The organism is Actinomadura sp. 3N508 (assembly GCF_044326375.1).
In the GTDB taxonomy this organism is placed as follows: domain Bacteria; phylum Actinomycetota; class Actinomycetes; order Streptosporangiales; family Streptosporangiaceae; genus Spirillospora.
This window is the reverse complement of the sequence record NZ_JBIRAX010000004.1, coordinates 433,052-448,415: the sequence shown is the minus strand read 5'-3', so window position 1 is coordinate 448,415 and position 15,364 is coordinate 433,052. Positions and strand designations below refer to the sequence as shown.

General features: G+C 72.2%; 14 protein-coding genes. 5 read left to right on the top strand and 9 right to left on the bottom strand.

Annotated elements, in window-relative coordinates:
- Positions 1-49: 49 nt before the first annotated feature.
- The 6 genes from ACH34S_RS17520 to pdhA all read right to left on the bottom strand — a co-directional run bounded on the left by ACH34S_RS17520 (position 50) and on the right by pdhA (position 8,166).
- Positions 50-1,525, bottom strand: coding sequence for a High-affinity nickel-transporter (locus tag ACH34S_RS17520; protein WP_395953714.1), 1,476 nt, complete (start codon positions 1,523-1,525; stop codon positions 50-52).
- Positions 1,522-2,790: a tetratricopeptide repeat protein gene (locus ACH34S_RS17515; RefSeq protein ID WP_395953713.1), complete on the bottom strand. Its 1,269-nt coding sequence runs from the start codon at positions 2,788-2,790 to the stop codon at positions 1,522-1,524. The genes ACH34S_RS17520 and ACH34S_RS17515 overlap by 4 nt, the downstream gene beginning before the upstream one ends.
- On the bottom strand, positions 2,790-4,343 hold the full coding sequence (locus tag ACH34S_RS17510) for a DUF4331 domain-containing protein (RefSeq protein ID WP_395953712.1): 1,554 nt from the start codon (positions 4,341-4,343) through the stop codon (positions 2,790-2,792). The genes ACH34S_RS17515 and ACH34S_RS17510 overlap by 1 nt, the downstream gene beginning before the upstream one ends.
- A 397-nt stretch (positions 4,344-4,740) precedes the next feature.
- The gene (locus tag ACH34S_RS17505) at positions 4,741-6,009 is read right to left on the bottom strand and encodes a dihydrolipoamide acetyltransferase family protein (protein ID WP_395953711.1); all 1,269 of its coding nucleotides are present in this window, start codon (positions 6,007-6,009) and stop codon (positions 4,741-4,743) included.
- Positions 6,006-7,055, bottom strand: a complete 1,050-nt coding sequence (locus ACH34S_RS17500) for an alpha-ketoacid dehydrogenase subunit beta (protein ID WP_395953710.1) — start codon at positions 7,053-7,055, stop codon at positions 6,006-6,008. The genes ACH34S_RS17505 and ACH34S_RS17500 overlap by 4 nt, the downstream gene beginning before the upstream one ends.
- Positions 7,056-7,065: 10 nt before the next feature.
- Entirely contained in the window at positions 7,066-8,166 is a 1,101-nt protein-coding gene (pdhA, locus tag ACH34S_RS17495; protein ID WP_395953709.1) for a pyruvate dehydrogenase (acetyl-transferring) E1 component subunit alpha, read from the bottom strand.
- A gap of 131 nt (positions 8,167-8,297) precedes the next feature.
- Between pdhA and ACH34S_RS17490 the strand changes: the two genes are divergently transcribed.
- Positions 8,298-8,930 (top strand): GntR family transcriptional regulator, encoded by a 633-nt coding sequence (locus tag ACH34S_RS17490; protein ID WP_395953708.1) that lies wholly within the window; start codon positions 8,298-8,300, stop codon positions 8,928-8,930.
- 9 nt (positions 8,931-8,939) lie between these two features.
- Here ACH34S_RS17490 and ACH34S_RS17485 read toward each other — a convergent pair whose 3' ends face one another.
- Complete coding sequence (locus ACH34S_RS17485; protein WP_395953707.1) at positions 8,940-9,635, bottom strand: GntR family transcriptional regulator; 696 nt, start codon at positions 9,633-9,635, stop codon at positions 8,940-8,942.
- A gap of 173 nt (positions 9,636-9,808) precedes the next feature.
- Between ACH34S_RS17485 and ACH34S_RS17480 the strand changes: the two genes are divergently transcribed.
- The 3 genes from ACH34S_RS17480 to ACH34S_RS17470 all read left to right on the top strand — a co-directional run bounded on the left by ACH34S_RS17480 (position 9,809) and on the right by ACH34S_RS17470 (position 13,510).
- Positions 9,809-11,035: an NRAMP family divalent metal transporter gene (locus tag ACH34S_RS17480; RefSeq protein ID WP_395953706.1), complete on the top strand. Its 1,227-nt coding sequence runs from the start codon at positions 9,809-9,811 to the stop codon at positions 11,033-11,035.
- A gap of 264 nt (positions 11,036-11,299) precedes the next feature.
- On the top strand, positions 11,300-12,091 hold the full coding sequence (locus ACH34S_RS17475) for a putative hydro-lyase (protein ID WP_395953705.1): 792 nt from the start codon (positions 11,300-11,302) through the stop codon (positions 12,089-12,091).
- Positions 12,092-12,112: 21 nt separating this feature from the next.
- Positions 12,113-13,510 (top strand): cellulose binding domain-containing protein, encoded by a 1,398-nt coding sequence (locus ACH34S_RS17470; protein ID WP_395953704.1) that lies wholly within the window; start codon positions 12,113-12,115, stop codon positions 13,508-13,510.
- A 21-nt stretch (positions 13,511-13,531) separates the two neighbouring features.
- Here ACH34S_RS17470 and ACH34S_RS17465 read toward each other — a convergent pair whose 3' ends face one another.
- Together ACH34S_RS17465 and ACH34S_RS17460 are read right to left on the bottom strand one after the other, a co-directional pair.
- Positions 13,532-14,143: a hypothetical protein gene (locus tag ACH34S_RS17465; protein ID WP_395953703.1), complete on the bottom strand. Its 612-nt coding sequence runs from the start codon at positions 14,141-14,143 to the stop codon at positions 13,532-13,534.
- Between the two features lies 1 nt (position 14,144).
- Positions 14,145-14,783, bottom strand: a complete 639-nt coding sequence (locus tag ACH34S_RS17460) for a hypothetical protein (protein ID WP_395953702.1) — start codon at positions 14,781-14,783, stop codon at positions 14,145-14,147.
- 187 nt (positions 14,784-14,970) lie between these two features.
- On the opposite strand from ACH34S_RS17460, the gene ACH34S_RS17455 reads away from it, so the two are divergent.
- Positions 14,971-15,360 carry an SSI family serine proteinase inhibitor gene (locus ACH34S_RS17455; protein WP_395953701.1) on the top strand — a complete coding sequence of 130 codons (390 nt, stop codon included), beginning with the start codon at positions 14,971-14,973 and terminating at the stop codon, positions 15,358-15,360.
- The last annotated feature ends 4 nt before the right edge of the window (positions 15,361-15,364 follow it).

Below are 15,364 nucleotides of genomic sequence, written 5' to 3'. Positions count from 1 at the left end.
CGCCCGTCCGGGGTACTTCGCGTCCGGGGCCGTCCTGGATGATGGGCGTTCACAGAACGAGGCTGCGCAGCGTGAGCCCGACCCCGAGAACGACGACGGTCGCGGACGTCCCGATAGGCATCATTCCGGAGGGAAGCCGCGCGCGCTTGGCCAGAATGCGCCGCCCGGCGAGCCCGGTGAGCATGCGCCGCGCGAGGACGCGTCCGGAACCGGCGACGAGCAGGCCGACCGTCACGAGCGCGGCGGCCAGGCCGAGCCCGTAGGCGAGGACGAGGACGAGCCCGAACCACATCCGCCCGATGGCCGCGCCGCCGACCAGCACCACGACCGCGGACGGGCTCGGGACCATGCCGCCCGCCAGCCCCAGCAGCACCACCCCGCCGCGCCGCGACCCGCGGTGATCATGCCCGTGCTCGTCCGAGTTCCCGTGGCGGGGCCCGTGCTCGTGCCCGTGGCCGTGTCCATGCCCATGTCCGTGGCCGTGCCCGTGGCCGTGCCCATGGCCGTGGCGGTTCTGCAGGGCGCGGCGTAGGAGGAGGGCTCCGGCCGCTGTCACGAGGACGCCGCCGGCCGCGCCGAGCCAGGGGAACAGCGCGTCGGGGGCGAGGAGCGTTCCGGTCGTCACCAGCAGCCCGAGGACGAGGACGCCCGCGGTGTGCGTCGCCGTGACGGTCAGGCCCAGGGTGAGGATGTCCCGGTTCCGGTTCCGGCTCTCGCCGATCGCGTGCGCCGCCATGATCGTCTTGCCGTGCCCGGGGGCGAGCGCGTGCAGCGCGCCGAGCGCCAGCGCGACCAGGAAGGCCAGGAGGGCGAAGCCCGGCGTGAGGTCGTGCCGCGCGACCAGGGACGTGAACCGCTGGGTGAGCCCGTCCGCGCCGCGCGGCAGCAGCCGCTCGGCCCCGCCGCCTGATCCGGACCCCGCCGCGGGCCCGGACGCCGCGAGGGGCGGGCCGCCCGCCCGCGCCGTCAGGGTCGCCGCCCGCTGGTCGAGCGGCGAGGCGAGCATGTCCTCCGGATAGCTGGCGAGCCGCCCGCTGCGGGACGTCTCCGGCACGTCGGACGCGGACAGCGTCATCCGGTCGCCCCGCGCCGTGATCTCCCGCCAGCCGACCCGGCCGTCTCCCGCGCCGCCGTCCCGGAACGAGATCGTGCCGGGGCCGGCGGGCGCGATGATCCGGCATTCGGTCCGTAGCGTCGGCAGGCCCGCCTGCCCCTTCGGTGCCGTGGCGGACGCCGATGCGACGGTCGCGGTCACGGCCCGTCCGTTCACCGTGACGCGGAACGACGTGGCCGCGCGGTCGCAGACGCCGCCCGCCCAGGCGCCGAGCTCGGCGGCGGACGGGCGGCCGTCACCATCGATGTCCACCTGCGGCAGGGCCTGCGCGGCGGGAATCTCCGCGAGGTCCTCGACGTGGTCGATCCGCAGCTCGTGCGGGGCCACGACGAGCCCGTCGTAGTGGTTCACGCTGAAGTTGCCCAGCGGGTGCGCGGCGACCAGCCCGGCCGCGAGCGCGTAGGCGATCATGATGCGTCCTCCAGGTCACGGCCCCCGCCCGGACGCTTGCCGAGCGCCTTCTCGATCGCGCGCAGGTGGGCGCGGAACTGCGGGCGGCGGTATCCCGTCGCGACCGCCTGGCGGGCGTAGGGGAGTGCCTCCTCGTCGCGCCCGTTGACGTGCAGGGCCCAGGCGAGCGCGTCGGCCGCGTGGACGCTGCACTGCCGCATCTTGCCTGAACGCGGGGCCGGGCAGCGCCGGTCGTATTCGGCCCGCGCCGCGCGCAAGGCAACCTTCGGATCGCCGTGGTCGGACTCGAACAGCGCCGTCTCCAGATCCGCGTCGACGCCGTTGGCCTTGGCGATCCTGGCCCACGCCGCCGCGACCGCGTACTGCCGTTTCGCCTCGTCCGGGCGTCCCGCCGACTCCAGCAGCTCCCCGTACCCGGCCAGGTACTCCGGCAGCGGCAGCCGCCGGACGATCTCCGCCCGGTCCGCGAGCGCCCCCTTAACATCGCCCCGCGCCGCACGGACGCGGGCCTGCCCGTCCAGGGCGGGCAGGTGGCCGGGCGACACCCGCAGCGCCTCCGCGTATTCGCGTCCGGCCCGGTCGAGGTCGCCGTCGTTCCAGGCGAGCTCGCCGAGCTGTGTCGCGATGAAGGCGCGGTCGCCCGGCTCGGTGGCGGACGCGAGGGCCAGGTCCAGCACCCGCCGCGCCTCCCGGACCTCTCCGCGCAGCTCCCGCACGTACGCGAGCCGCGTGAAGATCGGGATGCCGGGGCGTTTGAGGTCCGCGTTCTCCGCCGCCTCGAGCGCGTCGTCGTAGCGGCCGAGCTCGACCAGCGCGTCCACCCGGACGGCCGCCGCACGCTCCCCGTACGGGTTCGCTTTCAGCGCGCTATCGGCGTACCGCAGCGCGGCGTGGAAGTCGTGCCGGGCCGCCGCCAGCGCGCCCTGCCCGGCCAGCGCCGTGTCGTTGCCGGGGGACTCCCGCAGCGAGCGCCGCAGGACGCCCTCGGCCTTCGGGTAGTACGTGGTGTCGCCGGTCACCCGGGCCTTCTCCACGTACGCGAACCCGAGCGCCGCCCACCCGGACGCGTCGCGCGGCTGCCGGCGGAGGTGCTTCTGCAGCCCCTCGACGCTCGCAGGCGCGAGCCCCGAGGCCGGGGCCCCGGCCACCGAGGACCCGGTCGTGGCCGACGTGCCGGATGAGCGGACGGGGGCGACCGCTGCTCCGAACGTCAGTACCGCGACCAGGCCGGCGGCCGAGACCCCGGCGATAAGCGGACGGCGCATCAGACCTCGAGCCGTCCGGTGGCGGGGCGCCTGCGCCGCCACCACAGCAGCCCGCCGGCCAGCATGAACGCCGCACCGCCGGCCAGCGCCGCCGCGGGCAGCGCACCGGCCAGTCCGGAACCGCCGTCCTCGTCGGCGATGCCCTCGGAGGCGCCCGCGTTGAGGAAGCTCATCGGCTTTCCGTCCGGGCCCTTGCGGGCCCCGCCGGATGCCTTGGCGGGAGTGCGGCCGCGGGCGTCGGTCCCGGACCTGGGCTGCGCCACGTACGGGAACGCCTTCTCGAACGGGAGGTCGTTGGCGTTGACGGCGTCGCCCAGGTCGTTCTTGCTGCCGAGCAGCTCGCCCTCGGCGACCTGGAGGATGATGTCGGTGACGTCGTCGGTGAGCCGCCGCCCGTTCGGGAAGCCCTGGTTGTCGCCGTTCAGCACGGCGAGCCGGTCCGGCTTCGGAGTCGGCTTGATCGAGGTGTTGAGCCGCAGCAGCTCCGCCGGCCGCACGTTCTTCGGCTGGTTCAGCCCCGGCACGCCGGTCAGGAACGCCTGGACGAGATCCTTGCGCGGCGTCGCAGGCGCCGGGATCTTGTAGAGCTGCTCGATCAGCTTCGGCACCTCAGGTTCGAGGACGAACTGCGCGAACTGCGCGTCCGCCCACGGGTTGGACGCGTTGAACGTGTCCTTCTTCCCGCGCGGGATGACGACCTCGTTCACCAGCGACGCGCCGAGCCGGGAGACCTGCGTGTAGTCGCCCGAGGCGGTCTGCCGCTGCACGGTCGAGTACACGCCGATCACCGGATCCTGGGCCGTGACCAGGTCCTTCGTCGGCACCTGGACGGCCAGGGTGTTCACGTTGTAGCCGCTGACGGTGTCGTCGCCGACCTCCGAGAGGTTCCCCCCGAAAAGCAGGTTGAAGATCTGCAGGTCGATGAAGAAGGAGTCGTCGGCCTGGCCGGCGAACGCGGTGGACCCGTTGCCGAGCTGCTTGACCGCCTGCTGGCGCAGCACCGGGTAGTTCGGCATGGACGCCTTGCCCACGTTCGACGGCGCCACGGGCGCGTTGTCGGCGAGCTTGCTGACGCGGGTCACCTTGCCGTCGGTCTGCTTGATCAGCGTCAGGTCGTAGGTCTGGGTGAAGTTGAGGTCGGGGTCGTCCAGGCTCGTCACCGGCCCGGTGTTGTAGAGGAAGGTGTTCCCGTTCTTCAGGAAGTCGTTGAACTCGAACCGGTAGATCAGGTCCGGCTGCGCGTCGCCGTTGTTGTCGACGTTGAAGTCGTAGCGGGCGTCCCGCGCGAACTTGTAGAAGTTGGGCCCGCCGGCCGGGTCCTCGAAGGGGATGAAGTTGGCGATCAGCGTTGTGGTGTCCGGCTTGTCGGGACTGACGAACGCGTACACGTCGGTGTTGTCGTACTGCGGCTGCCCCGAGATGAGCGGCGCCTCGCGGTGGCTGGACGCCTCGCCCGGCTTCGGCGCCAGCCCGAGGAGCCCGCTGGTGACCAGCAGCCCTCCGGCGGCGACCAGCGCGGCGACGCGCGTCCTGAGCGGATGGATTGTCGGCATTCTGCATTCCCCTACCGGTGTCCGGATGCCGTCGCGGCGGCGCCGTTCCGTGGCGCTGGGCTTGGAATGCCGCGGCGCCGGATCGACCGGTTCCCTCGCCATGCCCGCCACTCATTCGCGGCCGTCCGGGAATCTGATTGCCGCTGTCCGCATACGGCCATCGCCGAACAAATCCGCGAAACGCGGCCTCCGCGGCGTCACCTGGCGCGCGGCTCCATGAGGACGCGGGCGAGGGCCGGGGACCACCGGGATTCGGCCGCCGGACGGTGGGGTTTCAAGTGGGACGGAACCCGGCCAGGCGAAACGACTGTGCCCCGCGATCTCGCGGGGCACAGTGCCGTCACCGGCCTCCGGCCGGTCGGGGCGGCCGGTCGGAAGCCGGTGGCCGGGTCGTGCTCTAGGCGACGATGAGCAGCGGGTTCTGGAGCAGGGTGGCGAGCCGGTCCAGGAACTTGGCGGCCGTCGCGCCGTCGGTGGCGCGGTGGTCGACCGACAGCGTCAGCGCCAGGCGCTTGCCCGGCACGACCTGGCCGTCGCGGACGACCGGCTCGTCCCGGATCCCGCCGACGGCGAGGATCGCCGCCTCCGGCGGGTTGATCACGGCGGCGAACGAGTCGACGCCGAACATGCCGAGGTTGCTGATGCTGAACGTCCCGCCGCTCATCTCCTGCGGCTTCAGCTTCCCGTCGCGGGCCTTGCCGGCCAGCTCGCGGGTCTCCCGGCCGATCTCCGCGACGCCCTTGCGGTCCGTGTCCTTGATCACGGGGACGAGCAGGCCGTCCTCGACCGCCACCGCGATGCCGACGTGGACGCGCTTGTGGAAGAGCAGGTTCTCCTCGGTGTAGGAGACGTTCACGGCCGGATGCTCGCGCAGCGCGGTCGCCGACGCCTTCACGATCAGGTCGTTCACGCTGACCTTGGCCGGGGAGAGCGCCTCGTTCAACCGGGCGCGGAAGGCCAGCAGCGGCTCGGCGTCCACCTCGCGGTTGAGGTAGAAGTGCGGCGCCTCGCGCTTGCTCTCGGTCAGCCGCCGCGCCGCCACCTTGCGGAAGCGGTTCAGCGGGACGGCCTCGACGTCCGGATCCTCGGCTGCCTGCGCCTTGACGGCCGGGGCGGCGGGAGCAGCGGGCGCCGGAGCGGGCGCGGCGGCCGGAGCCGGAGCCGGGGCGCCGGACCGGATCGCGGACTCGATGTCCGCGCGGACGATGCGCCCGCCCGGGCCGGAGCCGTTCAGCGTCGCCAGGTCGATGCCGTGGTCGCGGGCCAGCCGCCGCGCCAGCGGCGACGACGGAGGCCGGGACCCGTTGCCCGAACGCGGCACAGCCGCGACGGGAGCCGGAGCGGACGGCGTCTCCACGACGGGCTCCGGTTCCGGGGCGGACGCCGGTTCCGGAGCGGCGGGGGCGGGCGCGGGCGCGGAGCTCGCGGCGCCGGAGGTGGCGAGCACGGCGATCGGGGCGCCGATCGCGGCGGTCTCGCCCTCGGCGACCAGGATCTTCTCCAGGACGCCCGCCTCGTACGCCTCGTACTCCATGACCGCCTTGTCGGTCTCGATGTCGACGATCACGTCGCCGACCGCGACCTCGTCCCCCGGCTGCTTCTGCCAGGAGCTGATGACGCCCTCCTCCATCGTGTCGGAGAGGCGCGGCATGAGGATGTCGGTCATGAGCTGGGCTCCAGGGAGATGTGCGGGGGTGTGGGGGTCGTCCCCCACGAGATACGGCCGGTCGCGCGGAGCGTGTCGCGGACGGCGGTGAGCAGCGAGTCGGCGGACGGCAGCGCCGCCGTCTCCAGGGACTTGGCGTAGGGGAGGGGCACCTCGGCCATCGCGACGCGCCGGACGGGGGCGTCCAGCCAGTCGAACGCGCCCTCCTGGATCGTCGCGGCGATCTCGGCGCCGATGCCGTAGGTGAGCCAGTCGTCCTCGGCGACCACGGCGCAGCCCGTCCTGCGGACGGACTCCACGATCGTCCGCCGGTCGAGCGGGCGCAGGCTGCGCAGGTCGACGACCTCGGCGGAGATCCCGTCGGCGGCGAGCGTCTCGGCGACCTCGGAGGCGACGCGGGCCATCCGCGAGTAGCCGATGATCGTGATGTCGGTGCCGGGGCGGGTGACCCCGGCGCGGCCGATCTCGGCGGGCTCGATGTCCTCGACGGCGGCGGGCAGTTCGCCCTTGGTGTTGTAGAGCGCGAGGTTCTCCAGGAACAGCACCGGGTCGTCGTCGCGGATCGCGGCCTTCAGCATCGCGGACGCCTCGGCGGGCGTGCTCGGCGCGACGACCTTCAGGCCGGGGATGAACGAGTAGAACAGCTCGACGTTCTGCGAGTGCGTCGCGCCGAGCTGCTGCCCGCCGCCGCCCGGGGTGCGGATCACCATCGGGACGCTGGCCTGCCCGCCGAACATCCCGTAGATCTTCGCGGCGTGGTTGACGATCTGGTCGAGCGCCAGCAGCGAGAAGTTGATCGTCATGATCTCCACGACGGGGCGCAGGCCGAGCATCGCGGCGCCGATGGCGGCGCCGACGAAGCCCTCCTCGGCGATCGGGGTGTCGCGGACGCGGCGCGGCCCGAACTCCTTCAGCAGCCCCTCGGTGATCTTGTAGGAGCCCTCGAAGAGCCCGATCTCCTCGCCCATCAGGAAGACGTTCTCGTCGCGCAGCATCTCGGCGCGGAGCGTGTCCCGGAGGGCCTGGCGGTAGGTCACGGTTGCCATGGGGTGCCTCTCAGGAGCTGAATACCGGGTCGGCGGGCAGGCGGCGCAACTCGCCCGGGACGGGGGTGGCGTAGGTGTAGTCGAAGAGCGTCGACACCTCGGGGGCGGGGCTCTCGTCGGCGAACGCGGCGGCGGCGTCGATCTCGGCCATGACTTCGGCGTCGAGCTTGTCGCGGTCGTCGTGGGAGAGGACCCCGGCCTCCTCCAGCTCCAGTGCCATCCGGGCCAGCGGGTCGGCGGCCTTGAGGTCCTCCTTCTCCTCTTTGGACCGGTACCGGGCCGGGTCGACGACCGAGTGGCCCTTCAGCCGGGGGCTGGTGGTCTCCAGCAGGTACGGCTTGCTCTCCGACCTGGCGCGTTCCACGGCGAGGCGCGCGGCGTCCCGGACGGCGACCACGTCGGTGCCGTCCACCCGGGCGCTCTCCATCCGGTACGCGGCACCGCGCCGGTACAGCTCGGGCTCGGCGGCGGAGTTCTCCACCGTCGTGCCCATCCCGAGCCCGTTGTTGATCACGACGAAGACGACCGGCAAGTCCCAGAGGCCGGCGATGTTCAGCGACTCGTGGAACGCGCCGATCGCGGCCGTCCCGTCGCCCATGTGGCACATCACGACGTCGTCGCCGCCCTTGTAGGACACGGCGAGCGCCGCGCCCGTGGCGAGCGGCACCTGGCCGCCGACGATGCCGTACCCGCCGAGCAGCCGGGCGTCGGCGTCGAACAGGTGCATCGACCCGCCCCAGCCCTTCGACACGCCGGTCGACCGCCCGTACAGCTCGGCCATCACCCGGTCCGCGCTGATGCCTTTGGACAAGGCGTATCCGTGCTCGCGGTAGTTGGTGAACAGGTAGTCGGACGGGCGCAGCGCGGCCATCAGCCCGACGACCGTGGCCTCCTCGCCGAGGTTCAGATGGCAGTAACCGCCGATCTTGGCCTCGGTGTAGGCGCGGGCGGCCCGCTCCTCGAACCGCCTGATCAGCAGCATCTGCCGGTAGTAGCCGACGAGCGTCTCCGCGTCGGGCGGCGGGGTCGGCGGCGCGGCGTTCGCCCGGGGGGTCCTGGTGCCGCGCGTTCTCCGGCTACGGGCCGGAGCGGCCTTCGTTGTCTCAGCCATCGGCGATCTTCCTCTGTCCGGGGTAACGCCGTAGGATCGCCACGACGCTCACCGATCATCATTGATCTATGATCGATCATATTCGGCCCGTCAAGAGTCACTTACCGACGCTCGGTCTAACATGGAACGCTGTGAACGCGCCGATCCCCGCACCGCTGCTCCGCACCGGACTCGCCGACCAGATCCGCGAGTTCATCGTGGACGGCATCAGCTCCGGACGCTGGCAGCCCGGTGAACGCGTCGTCGAGCGCCGCATCGCCGCCGAGCTCGGCGTCAGCCAGGGCCCCGTCCGCGAGGCGCTCCGCCAGCTGGAGGCCGAGCGGCTGATCGAGTCGCTGCCGAACCGCGGCGCCCGCGTCCGCGAGTTCACCGAGCGGGACCTCGCCGAGATCTTCCCCGTCCGCGCCGGCCTGGAGCGGACGGCCGTGGAGCTGGCCCTGCCCGCCCTGTCCGGCTGCCTGGACGCGCTGGAGGAGCACAACCGCCGGCTCGGCGAGGCCGCGCGGAACGGCGACCTGACCGAGCAGATGCGCCTCAGCATCGCCTTCCACCGCGCGATCGTGGAGTCGGCCGGGAACAGGCTGCTGGTGTCGGTCTGGGAGGGCCTCGGCATCGAGCTGTGGACGACGCTGTCGCTCCGCCTGCACCACACGGAGATCTACTCCAAGTCGGCCGAGCACGCGGAGCTGATCGAGGCCTTCCGCCGCCACGACCCGCAGGCCCCGCAACTCCTCCACGACCACGTCATGAACTACGCCCCGTAGCCCGGGGGATCACTCTTTCTCGTGGTACGCCTTCATCAGCTGGGACTCCGCGTCGTCCAGGTAGGCGCGTAGTTCGCCTTCGGCGCGGGCGAAGTCGCCCTCCGCCATCAGGTTGTAGAGGCGGCGGTTGCGGGCCAGGTAGGGCTCGTGGAACTCGCGTGGCGAGCCCATCTCGTGGAAGACGAGGCGCATCTCGACGAGGACGTGGCCGATCATCTCGTCCACCCGGGGGCTGTCCATCAGAGCGGCCAGGGCCTTGTGGAACTTGATGTCGGCGGTTCCGACGTCCGCCCAGTTGCCCAGCGCCGCGGCCTGCTCGCCCTCCCGCACGGCGGCCTCCACCCGGGCGAGCGCGGCCTCGGTGGCGTGACGGCCGTTGCGGACGGCCTCGCACTCCAGGATGCGCCGGACCCGGTAGAGGTCGGCGAGCGCGTCGGCGGGCACCCGGCTCACGAAGATGCCGCGGTTGAACTCGTGCACGAGCAGCCGTTCCTTGACGAGCATCTGGAACGCCTCGCGCATCGTGTTGCGCGACACCCCCATGACGGTGGCGAGCTTGTCGTCGGACAGCCGCGTGCCCGGGACGAGCCGCCCGTCGGCGATCTTCTCGCGGAACACGTCCGCGACCCGGGTCGCGGTGCTCGACCGGTCCATCCCGTGCCGCGCCGCCGCGATCTCGTCGAGCCACGGCTCTCCCACGGTCATCGGCGTCCCTTCTCCCTGGCGGAGCGCCCCGCCGCGATCCTCGTGTGAAACGTCAGCGTATCCCAGCGGGCCCGAAATCTCTCAACAAGGGGATTGCTGAATTGTTGAACAATCTCTACGCTGGCGGAAAGGCGCATCCCTGTAAGGCACATCCCCCTGAAAGGGCCAGCCCCATGACGGATCGGACCCTGGACAAACCCCCGGCACCATCCGCCCCCTCCCGCCGCGGCGCGCTCCTCGGCGCCATGTTCCTGATGGCCACCAGCGCCATCGGCCCCGGCTTCATCACCCAGACCACCGTGTTCACCGCCAAGCTCGGCGCCGCGTTCGCGTTCGCGATCCTCGTGTCCGTGCTGGTCGACATCGCGATCCAGCTGAACGTGTGGCGCATCGTCGGCGTGTCCGGCATGCGCGCGCAGGAGCTCGGCAACCGCGTCCTGCCCGGCGCCGGTTACGGGCTCGCCGCGCTGGACGTCTTCGGCGGCCTCGTCTTCAACATCGGCAACATCGCCGGCACCGCCCTCGGCCTGAACGCGCTGCTCGGCCTGGACGTCAAGATCGGCGGCGGGATCTCCGCGCTGGTCGCCATCGGGATCTTCCTGAGCCACCGCGCCGGCGTCGCCATGGACCGCATCGTCGTTCTTCTCGGTGCGGTGATGATCCTTTTGACGTTGTACGTGGCGTTCGTGTCCGGGCCGCCCCTCGGCGACGCGCTGACGCAGACCGTCGCGCCCGAGACCGTCGACTTCCTCGTCATCACCACCCTCATCGGCGGGACGGTCGGCGGCTACATCACCTACGCGGGCGCGCACCGCATGATCGAGTCCGGGGTGACCGGCCCGGAGCACGTCAAGCAGATCAACCGCAGCGCGGTCACCGGCATCCTCGTCACCGGGCTGATGCGCGTGCTGCTGTTCCTCGCCGTGCTCGGCGTCGTCGCGGGCGGGGTGACGCTGGCCAAGGAGAACCCGCCGTCGTCGGCGTTCGAGCACGCGGCGGGCGAGGCGGGGCTGCGGCTGTTCGGGCTGATCATGTGGTCGGCCGCGATCACCAGCGTGATCGGCGCGTCCTACACCTCGGTGTCGTTCCTGGTCTCGTTCTCGTCCTTCGTCGAGCGGCACCGCAACCGCCTGGTCGTGGCGTTCATCCTCGTGTCCGCGGTGATCTACCTCATCATCGGCACGACGCCGGCCAAGCTGCTCGTCCTCGCTGGGGCGCTGAACGGGATGATCCTGCCGTTCGGGCTCGGCGTGCTGATGTGGGCGGCGGCCCGCCGCCGCGACCTGCTCGGCGGCTACCGGTACCCGGCCTGGCTGCTCGTCCTCGGCGGCGTCGCCTGGGTCATGTCCCTGTATCTGAGCTGGGATCTGCTCACCGAGCTGGACCAACTGTGGAGGTGAGGACGAATTCCCAGATTTCTCCAGAGAGCGGGAACCATGAGACCGGGGCCGCGCGTTCAACCAGACAAGGCCGCTGGCGACAGTCAGGATTGGGGCCGTCCGGGTCATGCGGCGCTTGGCGTGGGGGTGTCGAGCGCCGCAGACCCGGACTCATCTTCCCTTCCCATCGCGCGGCAACCCCTTTTCCGAACTTATGAATCGGTCTCGCCTTTTTCTCGGTTTCCGCTCCGTTTTCGACCGTCCCACGGTTCCCAAGGAGCGAGCATGACCGGACCTCTCGACCCGGGCGCGCTGTCGCCGGAGCAGGCCAGGGCCCTGTTCCGCGCGGGCCTGCGCGTCCCCACCGCGGGCTGGTGCGCCGGCTGGACGCAGGCGAACCTGATCTCCGTCCCGCGCGAGCACGCCTACGACCTGCTGCTGTTCGCGCAGCGCAACCCCAAGCCGTGCCCCGTCCTGGACGTCACCGAACCCGGCGCGACGTCCGCGTCCCTGTTCGCCGGCGACCTGCGCACCGACCTGCCCGGCTACGTCGTCTACGAGCGCGGCGAACCGGTCGCCGAGGTCGCCGACGTGACCGGCTACTGGCGGGACGACCTGGTCTCCTTCCTCATCGGCTGCAGCTTCACCTTCGAGGACGCGCTCCGGGAGGCGGGCGTCCCCGTCCGGCACATCGAGCAGGGCCGGAACGTCCCCATGTACCGGACGAACCGGATGTGCCGCCGCGCCGGAGAGTTCGGCGGCCCGCTCGTCGTGTCCATGCGTCCCGTGCCCGCCGCGCTGGTCGCCGACGCCGTCCGGGTCACCTCCCGGTACCCGTCGGTGCACGGCGCGCCCGTTCACGTCGGCGATCCCGTCGAGCTCGGCATCGACGACCTCGGCCGCCCCGACTTCGGCGATCCCGTCGAGGTCCGGGTGGACGAGCTCCCGGTGTTCTGGGCGTGCGGCGTGACCCCGCAGGCCGCCGTGATGGCGTCCCGGCCGAAGCTCGCCATCGGGCACGCGCCGGGCCACATGGCGATCACCGACGCCCGCGACACCCGGTACCTGGTGCCCTGAGCACGGCATTAGGCTGCCCCCATGCCCGAGATCGTCGCCCCGGGCGACCGCCTCGGGGACCGCTACCGCCTGGACAGGCCCCTCGGCGCCGGCGGGATGGCGACCGTCTGGCGCGCGGTCGACCTCGTCCTCGACCGTCCCGTCGCGGTGAAGGTGCCCAAGGAGGGCTGGCCCGAGGAGTTCACGCGGCGGCTCCGCCAGGAGGCGAAGGCCGCCGCGGGCCTCACCCACCCCAGCATCACCGGCGTCTATGACTATGGCGAGCACAGCCATGTGCCGTATGTCGTCATGGAGTTGCTGGACGGGGAGAGCCTGTCGGCGCGCCTGTCCCGTGGGCCGTTGCCCTGGCAGGAGGCCGCCGCGATCTGCGCGCGCGTCGCGGACGCCTTGGCCGCCGCCCACGCCGCCGGGATCGTCCACCGCGACATCAAGCCGGCGAACATCTTCCTCACGCCGGTCGGCGTGAAGGTCCTGGATTTCGGCATCGCCTTCACCGGGCCGTCCGCGTCCGGCGGCCCCGTGCTCGGCACCCCCGCCTACGTCGCGCCTGAACTGCTGTCGGGTTCGGCGCCCACCCCGGCCGCCGACATCTTCTCGCTCGGTGTCGTCCTGCACGAGTCGGTGACCGGGCTGCCCGTGTCGACCGCGGCGCTCCCGGCGGGCGTTCCGGACGAGGTCGCCGCCCTCTGCCGCCGCTGCCTCGGCGAGGACCCCGGCGCCCGGCCGGCGGCTGCGGAGACGGCCCGCATCCTGGCAAGTGCGGCCGGTGTCCAGCTCGCCCAGTTCTCGCCGCCGCACGTCCCCGCCGACGACGGTCAGCCCGAGCCGCAGGCCGACGCGACCTCGATCCTGGCCGGCCCGGCCCCGCCCGCCGAGCCGAAGCGCGACCCGAACCCGACCCGGGTGCTGCTCGACGAGCCGCCGCCCCTGGATCCGCCGCCACCGCCGCACCCGTCGGCGCGCAAGCCGCTGATCATCGCGGGGGTCGCGGTCGGCGCGATCGCGCTGGTGGCGGTGCTGCTGGCGGTGCTCTCCCCGGACTCCTCCGAGCCGACCGCGGCCCAGCCGCCGACCGCGAGCCCGGCGCGGACCCGGCCGGCCGCCACCTGCTCGGTGTCCTACCGGATCGTCGGGACATGGGAGCAGGGCTTCCAGGCGACGGTGCGGATCACGAACCTCGGCGCCGGCGCCATCGACGGCTGGACGCTCGGCTTCGAGTTCCCGGACGGGCAGGCGATCGTCCAGCTGTGGAACGGCAGCCAGGTGCAGAGCGGCAAGTCCGTCACCGTGACGTCGGCGGACTGGAACAGCGCGATCCCGCCCGCAGGGTCCGCCGAGTTCGGCTTCCTCGGACGCCAGGACGGCGCGAACTCCGCCCCGTCCCACTTCACCCTGAACGGCGCCCGCTGCGGCCCCTGACCCCGGCCGCCGTGATCGCGGTCAGGCCGGGATCATCAGCTCCACGCCGATCAGGGACGCGAGGACGAGGGTGCGCCGCGGCTCCGGGAGCGGGTGGACGAGGCGGACGGTGTGGCTGCGGCGCCGCTCGCCGTACGCGGAGCGGGCCGTCCGGTAGGCGGCGATCTGCGTCCCGCCCGGGTCGGTGATCGTGCCCTCCTCGTGCGGGTTCCGCAGGCCTGGGGTGGTCAGCAGGGCGGTCTGGTTCCCGTGCGCGTCGAGGAGGGCGTACCGGCCGCCCTGCTGCCCGGACATGAGCTTGAAGACGCCCTTGACGCCGCCGGTGGAGACGGCGATGGAGCCGATGCGGCCGCCGTTGGGCGCGACCACGTAGGCCGGTTGCGGGCGCATGGGGTCGTTGGTGCGGTCCACGTAGAAGTAGGGCGTCCGGTCGGGGCCCGCGACGCAGAGGACGACGCGGCTCTCGTCGTACTGGGCGTGCGGGCTGGCGTAGGGCATGGCGGCCTCGTCCGGGCGCCTGATCGGGACGCGGGTGGCGCCCGCGAGCAGCTCGCCGCCGTCGTGGAAGACGTACTCGCGCGGGTGCTGCGGCTCGTCGATCGTCCAGGTGAGGGCGTCGTACAGGGTCGGCACGTCAGCTCCGGGTCAGGTCGAACGCGAGCGGGGAGGCGATGACGAGCGTGCGCAGCGGTTCGGGGAGCTGGTACAGGAGCTGGAGGGCGTACCGGTCCTTGAACGTCGCCTCCTTGACGTCCGCGTGCGCGATGCGCTGCCCGTTCATGTCGGTGTAGTCGCAGGCGACCGGGACCCAGCGGATGTTCTCGCCCGCCCCCGTGCGCCGCAGCTCCCACGCGAGCTCGCACAGGGGACGGTCGGACGCGTCGAGGAGGCGGTGCCGCATCGCCGCCGCCCCGGCGAGGGCGTTGAGCATGCCCCGGCCTGCGCCGCCGCTGGCCATCTGCTGCGCCACGCCCGCCAGGTCGTACTGGAACCGGCCGATGACGGTCCCGTCAGGGGCGACGATCGCGACGGGCGCGCCGTCCTGGTGGTCGACGTAGAAGAGGGGCGCGCCGTCGAGCCCGGTGACCTGGACGACGACCCGCGCGTCCTTCAGGCCAGAGCTGAACATGCCGATGAGCCCCTTGCGCGGTTTCGGGCCCGCGACCTGGGTGGCGTGGCCGAGGGGCCGGTCGTCCCGGCCCTCGATCCGGTACTCCAGTTGTGACGACCGCTGCTCGATCTTGAGGAAGGGCGAATTCAACAAGTCGGTCATGACAGGTCAGCCTAGCGGCGGGATGTCCTGTTTCGTAGGCCCGGCGAAGCGCGATATCGCAGGCGCGCGCGCAATTGGGCCCGCGGTCATTGCGCACAGAGGCAGACTTGGATTAAGAGTGAACGGGGCCTTCGGTGTCCGGCCGGTCGGTGCCGTGGATACCGGTGGGCAATTCTGGGAGGAAATCATGCAAATGCCGCGTGCCCGTTTCCGCTGGGCCGCCGTGCTGGCGGGAATGGCGGTCCTCGCGCCCGCAGCGCCCGTCCGGGCGGCGGAGCCGGTCGGCGCCTACCTGCTGATGGTGACGCCGGAGCACGGCTCCGTCACCGCGGTCAACCTGTGGTGCCGCCCGGACGGCGGGACGCACCACGCCCCGTCCCGGGCCTGCGACCAGCTCGAATCCGTCAATGGCGAAGTGCGGCGTATCGGCGTCCAGCAGGGCGCGTGCACGATGGAGTACTCGCCCGTCCGGGTGAGCGCCGACGGCAGATGGCGCGGCAAGGCGCGCCATTTCGCCGGGACATATCCGAACCGCTGTGCCGCCGTGCGCCAAACGGGCGGAATCCTGTTCCGGTAGGGCC